Here is a 14,587-nt window from a genome sequence, read left to right as displayed (position 1 = left end):
GAAAAAGCAGCTAGCTTCGTGCTAGCTGCTGAGCCCCAGGGAAAGGGAGAAAAAGATAGGGTACTCCAAAATCAACAAGAGCTGTCAAACAGCCTGATTATAGTATAGACAAATTAAAATTTTCTATACAGAAGGTTAAACATAAGATTAGGCTGTACCCACTTGGTTTTGATCTGCAAGGTCAGAATCAAATGTATTGGTCGCGCTAACACCGCTAAAAGTATTAACAACAAAACCAACGTTTGATGCGCCGGAGCCATTATAAGCTTTCGTATTTTCTTTCGGAGAAACGTTGTAGAAATCACCTAAGTTAAATGAACCATTACTATTTTGTACAACTAAATTTCCTACAACTGATGGCATAATTTTCACCTGCTTTATAATAAGTTGTTAACATTACTATATGGAGTTATAGTCCAGATGGTTCATACAATAAAAATTGTGGGATAGTAAAACGTTTGGAGCATGGATTTCAATAAAAGTGTGTTAAAATTAATATAATAAAGTTGAGTATTTTTTTGAAAAATTTGTATAATTAATATATATGAAAATAAAGGAGGCAAAATGTAATGAAAGATATTATGAAAAAAGTTGATTTAACAGATGCCAAATCAAGTAATCTTGTTGCACTAATTTATAGTAATGAAGTTATATTAGTTGAAGACGCATTTTGTCCAAATGAAATAAAATTAAAGTTTAATGAAATTGCAATTTTATCTGCAATTAAAACAGCTCATATTGCGAAAGTTTCTATTAGGAAAGAACTTGAAGCGCTTTTTCATGATACGGGTGTTATATTAGTGAAACAAAATGTTGATTATGGTAGTAGTCAATCTATTACCATGCATTTTGAGCAATTTAAAAAATTGCAATATGAGATTGAACATTTAAATAAAAGTATGTCATAAGGCAGCTAAATAAAGGTTCTATCATAAAGGTGGAATGTGTTGTGTTGAAAAAGTGGTTTAAAAATTATTTGGGTGAATCGCATTGTAAACATAAATATATTTTTATTAAGATGCAGGATAATGAGGATTTTAAAAAAGGTACATTAGGTGTAGTTTATATGTACCAGTGTGAGAAATGTGGAAAAGAGAAGTTGAAATGTAAAAACAATAATGAAATAAACAATGAATTTTTAGATAGGTAGCAAAAAGTAACCATGATGGTTACTTTTTTTGTTTATGTATGCAATATCAAAACTATTACTAAAGTATGAGTTGAGTTGATACTATAGTAAATGGCTGAATAAAAATGAAGAGAGTAATATATAGGGAAGGAGGATGAGCGAAATGAAGAGAAAAGAAATTGGTAAGTCTGTAATTATTACAGGTGTGACACAAGGGTTAGGACGTGCGATGGTTGATCGATTTCATGAATTAGGGTGGAACATATATGGTTGTGGACGCTCAAAAGATAAAATTGAAGAACTAAAAAAACAGTACAGTAAAATACATGATTTCCAAGTAATTGATATTTCAGATTCTCAGCAAGTTAACAATTGGGCAAATTATATACTTAATAGACATAAGGCTCCCAATCTGATAATAAATAATGCATCGATTGTAAATCAAAATGCACAACTTTGGAAAATTACGGCTCAAGAATTTGAAAATGTAATGAATGTAAACGTGAATGGTGTAGTAAATGTAATAAGAGCGTTTGTTCCAGCAATGGTAGTTAGGAAAGAAGGGATTATCATTAATATGAGTTCTAGTTGGGGAAGAGAAGGTGAGGCTGAGCTTGCGCCATATTGTGCCTCGAAATTTGCTATTGAAGGTATCACTAAATCTATGGCCCTGGAATTACCCTATGGCATGGCTGTAGTTGCTTTAGATCCTGGAGGGAGTATTAGTACTCCAATGCTGAAGTCATGTGCTCCACAATATATAAATGAATCACCTACACCTGAAACTTGGTCACATAAAGCAATTCAATATATATTGAATATAACAATAGATAAAAATGGAGATTCGTTGACATGTCCAGCATGCATATAAAAAAGCACCTTTAAGGTGCTTTTTTATATTAGTAGTACATTATATCATTCACAAAATTACATATGAAAAATAAAATAAACGATTAAGGGTGAGATTTGTTTGTTTTGAAAGCTTTAGAAAATATTTAAATAGGTGATAAAAATGAATCCACGCGGTTTAAGAGTGACAGGGGCATGGTTTCAAGTGGGAGGGAACCTTACAGCTGCTATTGGGACGACAAGAGGATTTATTGGAGAAGAGAAAGTTGAATCGGACCTTGTTATTGTAGGGAGCTCATTACAAGCCCTCGGGTATATATTACAAATCATTGCGAGCAAGTATGATGACGGGGAAGAAAAAAGAGAAAATCAAAATATAGGCTTAGAGAATCAAAGTAAATTACTTGATAAAATAGGAATTGAGTTATTAGCATTAGGGAATATATCAAATGTAATAGGAACATATTTTAATATAAATGAACAATTGAAAGAAAATGATTTTCTTATTATTATAGGGAACAGTTTACAATCAATCGGTGCTTTTTTAGGAGTAGAAGCAGCTTTGATGGATATAAATGTACTACAGAAAATTATTATACTAGGTAACTCCATGCAAAGTTTAGGAGCTGGATTACAAGCGTATCAAGGCGTTTCAAATTTATTGAAAGATGAGAGAGAAAATGAAGATAGAATTTTTGATAAGAAGGATGAGAGAATAATTGCACTCATTGGTATTTGGATACAAGCGGTTGGAACGTTAATTTCTGCAATTGGAGTAACTGCAATAGAGGAAGAAAATAGGCTAGCAAACAATGAAAAGTCTGAAATACTTATATAAGTAGAAGGAGAGACATTGATTTTAGAGGCAAGTTAAGATTAAAATAGTAGTAGGTTTCTTTGCGTATATTTTGAAAAGTGATATATAAAATACAAAATAAGGAGTTTTCAAGGGATGATGTATTTATTAGCAATTTTTCTTCCGCCTGTTGCTGTATTATTTTGTGGAAAACCAATTCAGGCAATAATAAATTTCATATTAACACTAATATTTTGGGTTCCAGGAGTTATACATGCAATTCTTGTAGTGCATGATAAAAAAGCTGATCGGCGTTTGAAAAAACAAATTCAAGCATATGATGAAATTAATAAGAGGAATCGAAGGTAATTTATCCGTGAAATATTTTTAAAAGAAAGGAGGATTAACCTCCTTTTTTTAGTGGGTGTTAAGTTTAAATTTTTGTGTGGCGGAAAGAATTTTTAATGTAAGTTTTATGATAATAACTTTTAGATTGTGCATGTAATAGGCCAGTATAGATACTTTCTGGTACATTAAAGAAATCGTACATACCATTCTTTAATTGGATTCGCAAAATCATAGAAAAAGGATTGTAGCCAACAGCAACTATATTTTTTGAAATCACGGGAGATAGCTTCATCATTACGCAACTCCTCACTTTTCATTTTTAATAATTTCTTGTAGATGTTGAGGTTATGAAGTTGAAATCCTTATAATTTAAGAGGTATTATACTTATATGCAATATATTAAATGTTTGTTATACGTAATTATAAGGAAGTTCACACGAAGTACATATCGTTGTGCTATTTTTATTTCACCTTTGATTTATAAATAAGAAAATATTGACCATTTGAAAAAAAGGTATATTATTTATACGAGGTATTAAAAATTCACTTTTTACATTCTATGCTTAAAGGGGCAGCGTTATTAGGAAAAATAGAAGTGAAAATAGTTTGTATAAGAAGTATTCTAAAAATTATAATCTGTGAATTGGGAAAATATTGAATGCTCCAGGTCAATATACTTTCTTAATCAAATTCATTTTAGAAAGTGACCTCAATATTTTTAAGTAAATCAACGGGAGAATTGAAAGGCAGGAGAAAGTAACATGTCAGAAAATTATCGTTCTCGAGAGGAACGACGACAAGTTAAAAAGAAAAAACAGCCAGCGTCTAAAACACAAAAACCAAAAGGTAAAACATCATTCTTTCGCAAGTTTTTAATTACTTGTTTATTACTTGGTATTGTTGGTTTAGTGGCGGGGGTTGCTACCTTTTTTGTAATGATTAAGGATGCACCAAAACTTGAGAAAGCAAAACTTGTTAATCCGTTATCCTCAAAAATTTATGATAAAAACGGGGATTTGGTATATGAATATGGAAAAGAAAAAAGGACGAATGTTACGTATGAGCAAATACCTAAATTAGTAGAAAATGCATTTTTAGCGACAGAAGATTCACGTTTTTATGAGCATAGCGGAGTAGATTTTAAAGGTACTGCCCGTGCTGTTCTAGTAAGTCTTAAAGGAGATTATGGTTCTCAAGGTGGAAGTACGATAACACAGCAAGTTATTAAAAACTACTTCTTATCAATGGACAAAACACCAAAGCGTAAGGCACAAGAAATATATTTAGCTTATAAGCTAGAACAACAGTATTCAAAACATGAGATATTAGAGATGTACTTAAATAAAATTAACTTAGGAAACCGTTCATATGGGATCGCAACAGCAGCACAAAACTACTATGGTAAAGAATTGAAGGACTTAACATTACCAGAAGTTGCGATGCTTGCAGGTTTACCGAAAGCACCGAATAACTATGATCCAACGAAAAAAGAAAATGTTCAAAAAGCAACAGAAAGAAGAAATGTTGTTCTAAACTTAATGAATCGACATGGATATATAACAAAACAGGAAATGGAAGAAGCATCAAAAGTTGACGTAGAAAAGGGACTCAAGCCTGCAACTCAACTACAAACAATGCCATATCCTGCATTTATGGATGCAGTTGTGAAAGAAGTAGAAAAAGAATTGCCAGATGCTAATATAGGTTCTGACGGTTTAGAAATTTATACAACGTTAGATCCGAAAGCACAGAAACTTGCTGATAATATTTTAAATAATAATATCATTGATTATCCGAACGATAAATTCCAAGGTGCATTTACATTTATGGATACGAAAACAGGAGAAGTTCGTGCTATAGGTAGTGGCCGTGGAGAAAATAAAGCTGTATTTAAAGGGCACAATATGGCAATTGAATTAGATCGTGCAGCTGGTTCAACGATGAAGCCGATTTTCGACTACGCTCCTGCAATTGAATATTTAAAATGGGCTACGTACCATCAAATTGATGACTCTCCATTTAAGTATTCAACGGGACAAGAAGTACGAAATTCAGATAGAAGTCACATGGGTCCAATTACAATGCGTGTAGCATTAGAAAAGTCACGAAATATCCCAGCAATTAAGACTGCGAAAGAAGTCGGAATTAATAAATCAAAAGACTTCTCTGAGAAATTAGGCATTACATTTAATGCAGCACCGACTGAATCAACAGCGATTGGTACAAATGAAGTATCACCAACTGAAATAGCGGGCGCTTATGCGGCATTTGGTAATGATGGTAAATATACGAAACCGCATTTTGTTAAGAAAGTCGTTTATCCAGATGGTAAGTCACAAAGTTTTGGACAAAAACCAAAACAAGTTATGACAGATTCTACAGCATATATGATTACAGATATGCTTCGTTCTGTAGTTAGATCAGGTACTGGTACATCTGCAAATGTAGCATCTTTAGATGTAGCTGGAAAAACGGGTACGACAAACTACTCATCAAAACAATTAGCTCAATATAAAATTCCAGAAAGTGCAACTCGTGATAGTTGGTTTGCTGGATATACACCGCAATATACGATGGCAGTATGGACTGGGTATATGAAAGATGGCAAAGACGAGTATATTAGTAGTAAAAATACGAAAATTGCACAGTTGATCTTTAAAGAAATGATGAGCGAAATGGCTACAGATAAATCACGCTTTAAAATGCCAAGTAGCGTCATTCAAGAAGGTAGTGAGCTACGTATAAAAGGTGAAAAACGTGATTCATCGCCAAATACTAGCGTACCGGATACAACGGAGCAACCAAAACAAGATCAACAGCAAAAAACTGAAGAAGAGAAAAAGCAAGAAGAATTAAAGAAACAAGAAGAACTGAAAAAACAAGAAGAACAAAAGAAACAAGAGGAACTTAAGAAGCAAGAAGAACAAAAGAAACTAGAAGAGCAAAAGAAACAAGAAGAAGAAAAGAAACAAAATGAACAAAATAACGGAGGAGGCCAAGGAACGACACCTCCAGCGAATAACGGAGGAGGCCAAGGAACGACACCTCCAGCGAATAACGGAGGAGGTCAAGGAACGACACCTCCAGCGAATAACGGAGGAAACCAAGGAACGACACCTCCAGCAAATAGCGGAGGAGGCCAAGGAACGACACCTCCAGCGAATAATGATGGAGGTCAAGGAACTCCAACCCCACCTGCAACAGTACAACCAAATAATGGTGGAAATGCAGGAGAGGTTCCTGCCAATAATGGACAATAAGAAAAAATTATAGAAAAGTTTTCAAAAAAGCACTTAAGATTTGTGGGAATTTACAATCTTAAGTGCTTTTTTCATTTTGCTATAGAAAATTTTATGTTAAGGGCCGGATAGAAGAAAAAGAGTGAATGTAGTTTATGTGAAATGTAACGTAAAGAGAGAAATGATTGTACGTATGGGTTATTCCGGAAAGGGACTAACTGTAATGGATTACATAAAGCATTAAATAAGAGGGAATTATATTCAAGTCTTTAATAAATGTCTTTCTTTAACGGTTACTTTCGTTTGGAAAACAATAAAAAAGTCGAATTTCTTATTTAAGAAATTCGACTTTTTATGTTGAAACTGGATTAAAGGTTCGCTTTATTAAGATGTAGGGTAATACAGTGATAGCTATTAAATGTTAAACGTACCATGAAAATTTTGGAAATAAATTGAAGGGAAATGATAAAAGACTTGAGTCGGAGGTAGTGGAGGATAACTATGGCTATAAATGGTAGTACTACTTGGGTGTGCACCATGATGCCAAAATGAGGGGGTAACTTGACCGGGAAGTTGATATTGTTGCCAAGTTGCGGGAAGTTCAATTCCTACATCGGAGCTAGCTGTATGAACTGCAGGAACATGTATCCCAGGAGTCGAAGGAACTACGGCAGTTACTCTTAATGATACCCACATAAAATATTCACTCCTAAGTTGTGTTAATAAATTAGTATATTCTTTTCACACGTATAAAGGTACATATATAGGACTTTCGTTTAAAACATGCGTACAAAGTCTTAAGACTAATGTAAGCTGATGGTGGACTATTTAATATGAAAAGATACGTCTATTTGCGGAGGGAAAAGAGATCAATAAAATGTACAATGAGGTTGTTAATCGTAATATTTTACGAGTGTATGGAGGTATTTTTATGGAACGATTATGGACGAAATCACTTATTCAAATGACTTTCGCAATGTTATTTTTATTTACAGGATTTTATTTACTTGTTCCAACGCTACCGCTCTTTATTAAAGAGATAGGTGGCAATGAATCACAAGTTGGACTCATGATGGGGATGTTTACGATAGCTGCTGTAGTAATACGACCGATTATTGGAGGAATGCTAGATCAATATGGTAGAAGATCCTTTATTATTTTCGGACTTATCTTTTTTGGATTAACGATGTATTCCTATAATATAGCATCGACTATTGTCCTTTTAGCTGTTTTACGTGTTATTCACGGAGTAACATGGGCTGTTTCTACAACAGCTGTTGGAACAGCAATAACTGATATTATTCCAGATTCACGCCGTGGAGAAGGAATGGGCTGGTACGGGATGGCGATGACAATTGCAATGGCCATCGGACCTATGATTGGATTATGGGTTGTGCAAAATTATTCATTTAATGGTCTATTTTTATTAGCGACGTTGTTATCTTTTATGGCAGTCGTATTATCACTAATAACGAAGATGCCATTTACGCTACAAAAAGAAAAAGGAAAAATTCAGCTATTTGAGAAATCCGTATTAACAATCACGATTGTAGTATTCTTTTTATCGTTTGCATATGGAGGAATAACAACCTTTTTACCGTTATTTGCATCATCAATTCATGTAAATCCGGGAACTTTCTTTCTTGTATATGCAATTGCATTAACAATTGTAAGACCAATTTCAGGGAAACTATTAGATAAGTATGGAGAAGTATTCATCATACTCCCAGCATTATGTATTACTATTTTAGCTATAGTTGTTTTAACTATTTCAAATGGTTTGATAGGTGTAATTATCGCAGCAACATTATACGGTATTGGATTTGGTTCAGCGCAGCCAGCTTTGCAAGCGGCAATGCTTACAATTGTCGATCCGAGTAAAAGAGGAGTTGCAAATGCTTCATTTTTTACAGCGTTTGATTTAGGAATCGGGTTAGGTGCTATTGTACTTGGAGTTGTTTCACAAATGTTTGGTTATCGTATTTTATTTTCAGGGAGTGCAATTTCAGCATTGATAGCCTTAATTATTTTCGTCTTCTTTGTAAAACAACGATTAGGAAAAAAAGAGTTTGTGTAAACTGGAGGAATAAAGATGGAAATTTCAATTGATCGTAAAGCTCTACAATGGTTCCAGGAAGAATTACGTATAAAGCACGGTGAATCTGTACGTTTTACTGTAAGGTACGGAGGGGATAGTTCAATTCAGCCCGGATATTCTTTAGGGGTTGTTGCTGAGAAACCAGATGGAGAAATAGTGTCAGTTGAGAAGGAAGGTATTATATTTTTTGTAGATTGTGATGATCTTTGGTATTTTCAAAACTATGATTTATTTGTAAGTTATCATGAGGAAATGGAAGAAATTCAATTTAATTATGTAAAATAATAACTTTATTAAAAATGAATAAGTTTTATATAAAAATTATATTTAAGAGATAGTGAAATAAATATCATATAGTAACGAGCTGTATTTATGTATAGCTCGTTTTTTTTATTTCTCAAATAAAATTAGAATAATTGTATATTTGGCGGTGTTATATGAAAAATCTTTATATCTTGTTTTTTAAAATACGCAAAGAAGTCTATTCTTTCTTTATAAAACATAAGAATTATTTTCAAAAAATTGTATTGTTACAGTAAGAAAAGTGTAGGAAACTTATCATTATAAAATAAATTGAAATCTTCTAAAAACTCTGATACATTGAAGTAGAAATGTAGTTTCACAATATTGTAAAGGCTTACAGTTATGTGCACGAAGATCTATTAGGATTGGAGGAAATAATGATGAAAGCTGAAGAAAAATTTTCCCCGGGATTAGATGGTATAGTGGCAGCGGAGACGAAAATTTCGTTTCTTGACACAGTAAAAGGTGAAATTGTAATTCAAGGGTATGACTTAATCGAACTCTCAAAAACAAAAGAGTATTTAGACATTGTGCACCTTTTATTGGAGGAACACCTACCGAATGAAGATGAAAAAGCAACACTTGAAAAGAAACTAAAAGCAGAATATGCAGTACCAGAAGGTGTATTCAACGTACTAAAGGCATTGCCTAAAGAGACGCATCCCATGGATGGATTACGTACAGGTGTGTCAGCGTTAGCTGGTTACGATAATGATATCGAAAACCGCTCGTTAGAAGTGAATAAAAGCCGAGGGTACAAGCTGTTAAGTAAAGTGCCAAACATTGTAGCGAATAGCTATCATATTTTAAATAATGAGGAGCCAATTGAACCTCTTAAAGAATTATCTTATAGTGCGAATTTCTTCTATATGTTAACTGGTAAAAAACCAACTGAACTTGAGGAAAAGATCTTTGATCGTTCCCTTGTTTTATATAGTGAGCATGAAATGCCAAACTCTACATTTACAGCTCGCGTTATTGCATCAACACAATCAGATTTATACGGTGCTTTAACAGGTGCAGTTGCATCTTTAAAAGGAAGTTTACATGGCGGTGCAAATGAAGCGGTTATGTACATGCTTTTAGAAGCTGGTAATGTTGAGAAATTTGAAGAGTTATTACAGAAGAAACTATATAACAAAGAAAAAATTATGGGCTTTGGACACCGTGTTTATATGAAGAAGATGGATCCAAGAGCACTTATGATGAAGGAAGCTTTAAAACAGTTATGTGATGTAAAAGGTGATTATACACTATATGAAATGTGTGAAGCTGGAGAAAAGATTATGGAAAAAGAAAAAGGAATTTATCCAAATCTTGATTATTATGCAGCTCCAGTATATTGGATGCTAGGTATTCCAATTCAACTTTACACACCAATCTTCTTTAGCTCTAGAACAGTGGGGTTATGTGCGCACGTTATTGAGCAACATGCAAATAATCGTTTGTTCCGTCCACGTGTAAATTATATTGGCGAGCGACATGTACTTAGTAAATAAGAACAACTGGGGAGTTGTTAGCGCCGCCCGCCAGATGGGTGTTTGACCGACACCCATCATTAATAATAACGAATTTTCGACAGAAAGGGAAGGATAGCATGATTAAAACAAATGAAATTAAGCAAAAAGATGCATTATTAGAAGAGATTACCGATTATGTATTAAATAAAGAGGTTACTAGTGCAGAAGCATTCAGTACAGCTCGTTACGTATTACTTGATACACTTGGATGTGGAATTTTAGCACTGCAATATCCAGAATGTACGAAATTACTAGGACCAGTTGTGCCAGGAACAATCGTGCCAAATGGTACACGTGTACCAGGTACGTCTTATGTACTAGATCCAGTAAAAGGTGCATTTAATATCGGATGTATGATCCGTTGGTTAGACTATAACGATACTTGGCTTGCAGCAGAGTGGGGACATCCATCTGATAACTTAGGCGGAATTTTAGCGGTTGCAGATTATATTAGCCTTGTTCGTATTTCAGAAGGAAAAGAAGCTTTAAAAGTACGTGAAGTATTAGAAATGATGATTAAAGCACATGAGATTCAAGGCGTGCTCGCTTTAGAAAACAGCTTAAACAGAGTTGGTCTTGACCATGTATTATATGTAAAAGTAGCAACAACTGCAGTAGTTGCGAAAATGCTTGGCGGAACACGTGAAGAAATCTTTAATGCATTATCACATGCGTGGATTGATAATTCTAGTCTTCGTACATATCGTCATGCTCCAAATACGGGCTCACGTAAATCATGGGCTGCAGGTGACGCAACGAGCCGCGGTGTTCATCTTGCAATGACTGCTCTAAAAGGTGAAATGGGTTATCCAACAGCCCTATCTGCACCAGGATGGGGATTCCAAGATGTATTATTCAATAAACAGGAATTAAAATTAGCAAGACCACTAGAGTCATATGTAATGGAAAATGTATTATTTAAAGTGTCATATCCAGCAGAATTCCATGCACAAACGGCTGCAGAATGTGCAGTGAAGTTGCATCCGGAAATTAAAGAGAGATTAGATGAAATTGACCGTATTACAATTACAACTCATGAATCAGCAATTCGTATTATTGATAAAGAAGGTCCATTAAATAACCCAGCTGATCGTGATCATTGCTTACAATACATTACGGCAATTGGTTTATTAAAAGGAGATATCGTTGCAGACGATTATGAAGATGCAGTAGCAAACGATCCACGTGTAGATGAATTACGTAATAAGATGGTTGTTGTTGAAAACAAACAGTACAGTTTAGATTACCTTGACCCGAACAAGCGCTCAATCGCCAACGCTGTTCAAGTTCACTTTAAAGATGGCACAGTAACAGAAAATGTGGAATGTGAATATCCACTTGGTCACCGTTTCCGTAGAGACGAAGCAATCCCAAAAGTTGTTCAAAAGTTCACTGCAAATATGGCAGGCCATTATTCTAGTAAGCAACAAGAACAAATTCATGAAGTTTGTTTAAATGAAGAAAAACTAGAAAATATGAATGTAAACGAATTTGTAGATCTATTCTTAATTTAATAATAGGGGGAATTTAGAATGGCTTGGGTTGTGAAAAAGCAGTCAACACAAGAGGAGCTTGCGAATCGATTCCGAGCTTTAGTAGAAGCAAATGAAATTTTGCAAATTCCAGGTGCTCATGATGCAATGGCGGCTTTAGTTGCAAAAAATACAGGTTTTTCAGCTCTTTATTTATCCGGAGCTGCTTATACTGCAAGTAAAGGGTTACCAGATTTAGGTATCGTGACGTCTACTGAAGTGGCTGAGAGAGCAAGAGATTTAGTAAGAGCTACAGACTTACCTGTTCTTGTTGACATTGATACAGGATTTGGTGGTGTACTAAATGTAGCGAGAACAGCTGTAGAAATGATGGAAGCGAAAGTAGCAGCTGTCCAAATTGAAGATCAGCAATTACCAAAAAAATGTGGACATTTAAATGGTAAGAAACTTGTTACTACAGAAGAATTGGTTCAAAAAATTAAAGCAATTAAAGAAGTTGCACCGAGCTTATACATTGTAGCACGTACTGATGCTCGCGGCGTTGAAGGGTTAGATGAAGCAATTGAAAGAGCAAATGCATATGTAAAAGCAGGTGCAGATGCAATTTTCCCTGAAGCGCTTCAATCAGAGGAAGAATTCCGTCTATTTAATAGTAAGGTAAATGCACCTTTACTTGCGAATATGACTGAATTCGGAAAAACTCCATATTATAGTGCAGAGGAATTTGCGAATATGGGCTTCCAAATGGTTATTTATCCTGTAACTTCACTTCGCGTTGCAGCGAAAGCGTATGAAAATGTGTTTACTTTGATTAAAGAAACAGGTTCTCAAAAAGATGCACTTTCTAATATGCAAACGAGAAGTGAATTATACGAAACAATTTCATATCATGACTTTGAAGAGTTAGATACTGGTATTGCAAAAACAGTATTATCAGAAGATCAATAGATAAAGCAGTGAAGGCGATGAAAATACATCTTTGGCAAAATAAAATGCTTGATGTGAAAAATCATCGCCTTCTATTTTCAAAAAAAGATATTCCACTCATCGTAGACGAGCATAAGCAAAAAGCTATGAAAGCCGAATGATAGGGGGATACATATGGAGAAAACGAAGTTACCATGGGATGAATTTTTTTCACTCAATAAAGATATAAATCATACTTACTTTACACCAGAAGATTTTTCAGGTGATGAAGATTTAATCGCAAAAACGACAGAACAATTCGTTAAACAAGAAATTGTTCCACAAATGGAGAATATTGAACAACATAACTATAAAGTTTCTCGTCAATTATTTGAGAAAGCTGGGGAACTTGGATTATTAGGCATTGAGGTACCAGAAGATTATGGCGGGTTCGAGTTAGGAAAGGCTGTCTCAGGTCTTGTAGCAGAGAAAATGGGTTACGCTGGTGCATTTAGCGTTTCATTTAATATACACGCTGGTGTCGGTACATTGCCTTACATATATTACGGAACGAAAGAACAGAAAGAAAAATATTTACCAAAAATCGCATCGGGAGAATGGATTGGGGCTTATGCTTTAACTGAGCCAAATGCTGGTTCGGATGCATTAAGTGCAAAAACGAGCGCAGTATTGAATGAAGAGGGAACAGCTTGGAAGTTAAATGGTGAGAAGCAATGGATTACAAATGCTCATATGGCAGATGTATACGTTGTTTTTGCGAAGACAAATAAAGGAATGACAGCATTTATTGTCGAAAGAACATGTGAAGGTGTATCCATTGGGTTAGAAGAAAAGAAAATGGGTATTAAAGGTTCTTCAACGGCGACTCTTATTTTAGAAGATGTTGTCATCCCTGTTGAAAATGTTTTAGGGGAAGTTGGGAAAGGGCATCACGTAGCTCTTAATATTCTTAACTTTGCTAGACTTAAACTTGCTTTTGGAAATATTGGAACAGCAAAACAAGCAATTGGTTTGTCGGTTCAATATGGAAAAGAGCGAAAACAGTTCCAAACGGAATTAGTAGACTTTACGATGATTCAAGAGAAAATTGCAAATATGATCATTGCTACATATGGAGCCGAAAGTGCAGCTTACCGTACAGCAGGTGTAATTGATGAAGCAATTCATGAGAGCGATGAAGATCTTATGAAAAAAATGTCTCAATTTGCAATTGAATGTGCACTAAATAAAGTAAATGCTTCTGAAACACTTGCTTATATTGTAGATGAAGCTGTACAAATTCATGGTGGTTACGGTTATATGCAAGAGTACGAGGTAGAACGATTGTATCGTGATGCTAGAATTAGTCGTATTTTTGAAGGAACGAACGAAATTAATAGATTAACAGTTGCCAAAATGTTAATGAAGCAAATCGAACAATTAGAAGATACTGAAGTAGAAAGTGATGTAGCAAATGTCGAAAGAAACCATCGTTACATTTTATTAGCGAAAAAATTGTTGAAACAATCTTTGAAAACGCTCTCTAAAACTCCAAGTCTAAAAATCGACCAAGAACAAGAATATTCACGTGTAATATCAAATATGTTGACGGACGTGTACGTCATGGAATCAGCGTTTTTACGTACGAGAAAAGCAGTAAGTAAAAATGGTGAGGAAAAAGAACGTACGAAGCAACAAATAACGGATGTTATTTGTGAAGAAGGATATCGTAAAGTAGAAGAAGCGGCGATTTCTGTACTTTCAGCGGCTGTCACAGAAGAAAAAGATAGACATGTGATTTTAGCTGAAATCCGTCAATTATTAGTACCTTTATACACGAACGTATTTATGAAGAAGAGAGAAATTGCGAAAGCTATTATAAATCGTGGGAAATATATTGTGTAAA

16 protein-coding genes are annotated in these 14,587 nt (G+C 34.5%); 13 read left to right on the top strand and 3 right to left on the bottom strand.

Annotated features, from left to right (window positions below):
* Window positions 1–147: 147 nt before the first annotated feature.
* Complete coding sequence (gerPF, locus tag N2V92_RS23750; protein WP_001141569.1) at window positions 148–363, bottom strand: spore germination protein GerPF; 216 nt, start codon at window positions 361–363, stop codon at window positions 148–150.
* A 206-nt stretch (window positions 364–569) separates the two neighbouring features.
* On the opposite strand from gerPF, the gene N2V92_RS23745 reads away from it, so the two are divergent.
* From N2V92_RS23745 to N2V92_RS23725, 5 genes are all read left to right on the top strand, one after another.
* The gene (locus N2V92_RS23745; protein WP_000651908.1) at window positions 570–908 is read left to right on the top strand and encodes a hypothetical protein; all 339 of its coding nucleotides are present in this window, start codon (window positions 570–572) and stop codon (window positions 906–908) included.
* 41 nt (window positions 909–949) lie between these two features.
* Complete coding sequence (locus N2V92_RS23740; protein WP_000915145.1) at window positions 950–1,150, top strand: hypothetical protein; 201 nt, start codon at window positions 950–952, stop codon at window positions 1,148–1,150.
* 142 nt (window positions 1,151–1,292) lie between these two features.
* On the top strand, window positions 1,293–2,000 hold the full coding sequence (locus N2V92_RS23735; RefSeq protein WP_000823053.1) for an SDR family oxidoreductase: 708 nt from the start codon (window positions 1,293–1,295) through the stop codon (window positions 1,998–2,000).
* 141 nt (window positions 2,001–2,141) lie between these two features.
* On the top strand, window positions 2,142–2,816 hold the full coding sequence (locus N2V92_RS23730; RefSeq protein WP_016077763.1) for a DUF6944 family repetitive protein: 675 nt from the start codon (window positions 2,142–2,144) through the stop codon (window positions 2,814–2,816).
* A 114-nt stretch (window positions 2,817–2,930) separates the two neighbouring features.
* A complete protein-coding gene (locus N2V92_RS23725; protein WP_000990219.1) occupies window positions 2,931–3,143 on the top strand; it encodes a YqaE/Pmp3 family membrane protein in 213 nt (70 codons plus the stop codon).
* A 64-nt stretch (window positions 3,144–3,207) separates the two neighbouring features.
* Here N2V92_RS23725 and N2V92_RS23720 read toward each other — a convergent pair whose 3' ends face one another.
* The gene (locus tag N2V92_RS23720; protein WP_000977080.1) at window positions 3,208–3,417 is read right to left on the bottom strand and encodes a KTSC domain-containing protein; all 210 of its coding nucleotides are present in this window, start codon (window positions 3,415–3,417) and stop codon (window positions 3,208–3,210) included.
* A gap of 466 nt (window positions 3,418–3,883) precedes the next feature.
* Between N2V92_RS23720 and N2V92_RS23715 the strand changes: the two genes are divergently transcribed.
* Window positions 3,884–6,382 carry a transglycosylase domain-containing protein gene (locus N2V92_RS23715; protein ID WP_001293953.1) on the top strand — a complete coding sequence of 833 codons (2,499 nt, stop codon included), beginning with the start codon at window positions 3,884–3,886 and terminating at the stop codon, window positions 6,380–6,382.
* 393 nt (window positions 6,383–6,775) lie between these two features.
* Here N2V92_RS23715 and N2V92_RS23710 read toward each other — a convergent pair whose 3' ends face one another.
* A complete protein-coding gene (locus N2V92_RS23710) occupies window positions 6,776–7,057 on the bottom strand; it encodes a hypothetical protein (protein ID WP_000270163.1) in 282 nt (93 codons plus the stop codon).
* Window positions 7,058–7,292: 235 nt separating this feature from the next.
* Between N2V92_RS23710 and N2V92_RS23705 the strand changes: the two genes are divergently transcribed.
* The 7 genes from N2V92_RS23705 (at window position 7,293) to N2V92_RS23675 (ending at window position 14,586) form a co-directional block, all read left to right on the top strand.
* Entirely contained in the window at window positions 7,293–8,438 is a 1,146-nt protein-coding gene (locus N2V92_RS23705; protein WP_014894774.1) for an MFS transporter, read from the top strand.
* A gap of 15 nt (window positions 8,439–8,453) precedes the next feature.
* Window positions 8,454–8,744, top strand: a complete 291-nt coding sequence (locus N2V92_RS23700) for a HesB/YadR/YfhF family protein (RefSeq protein WP_000406140.1) — start codon at window positions 8,454–8,456, stop codon at window positions 8,742–8,744.
* 395 nt (window positions 8,745–9,139) lie between these two features.
* Window positions 9,140–10,261 carry a citrate synthase gene (gene mmgD, locus N2V92_RS23695; RefSeq protein WP_002082827.1) on the top strand — a complete coding sequence of 374 codons (1,122 nt, stop codon included), beginning with the start codon at window positions 9,140–9,142 and terminating at the stop codon, window positions 10,259–10,261.
* Between the two features lie 98 nt (window positions 10,262–10,359).
* Entirely contained in the window at window positions 10,360–11,796 is a 1,437-nt protein-coding gene (prpD, locus tag N2V92_RS23690; protein ID WP_000598120.1) for a 2-methylcitrate dehydratase, read from the top strand.
* Window positions 11,797–11,814: 18 nt separating this feature from the next.
* The gene (gene prpB, locus N2V92_RS23685; RefSeq protein ID WP_000312638.1) at window positions 11,815–12,723 is read left to right on the top strand and encodes a methylisocitrate lyase; all 909 of its coding nucleotides are present in this window, start codon (window positions 11,815–11,817) and stop codon (window positions 12,721–12,723) included.
* A gap of 17 nt (window positions 12,724–12,740) precedes the next feature.
* Window positions 12,741–12,863 carry a hypothetical protein gene (locus N2V92_RS23680; RefSeq protein ID WP_000690878.1) on the top strand — a complete coding sequence of 41 codons (123 nt, stop codon included), beginning with the start codon at window positions 12,741–12,743 and terminating at the stop codon, window positions 12,861–12,863.
* A gap of 13 nt (window positions 12,864–12,876) precedes the next feature.
* Window positions 12,877–14,586: an acyl-CoA dehydrogenase family protein gene (locus tag N2V92_RS23675; RefSeq protein ID WP_000416004.1), complete on the top strand. Its 1,710-nt coding sequence runs from the start codon at window positions 12,877–12,879 to the stop codon at window positions 14,584–14,586.
* Window position 14,587: the final 1 nt, after the last annotated feature.

The sequence above is a fragment of the Bacillus sp. CH_48 genome (assembly GCF_038008465.1).
Lineage (GTDB): Bacteria > Bacillota > Bacilli > Bacillales > Bacillaceae_G > Bacillus_A > Bacillus_A thuringiensis_S.
The sequence above is the reverse complement of the archived record's forward strand: the minus strand, read 5'-3'. Positions and strand labels throughout refer to the sequence as shown.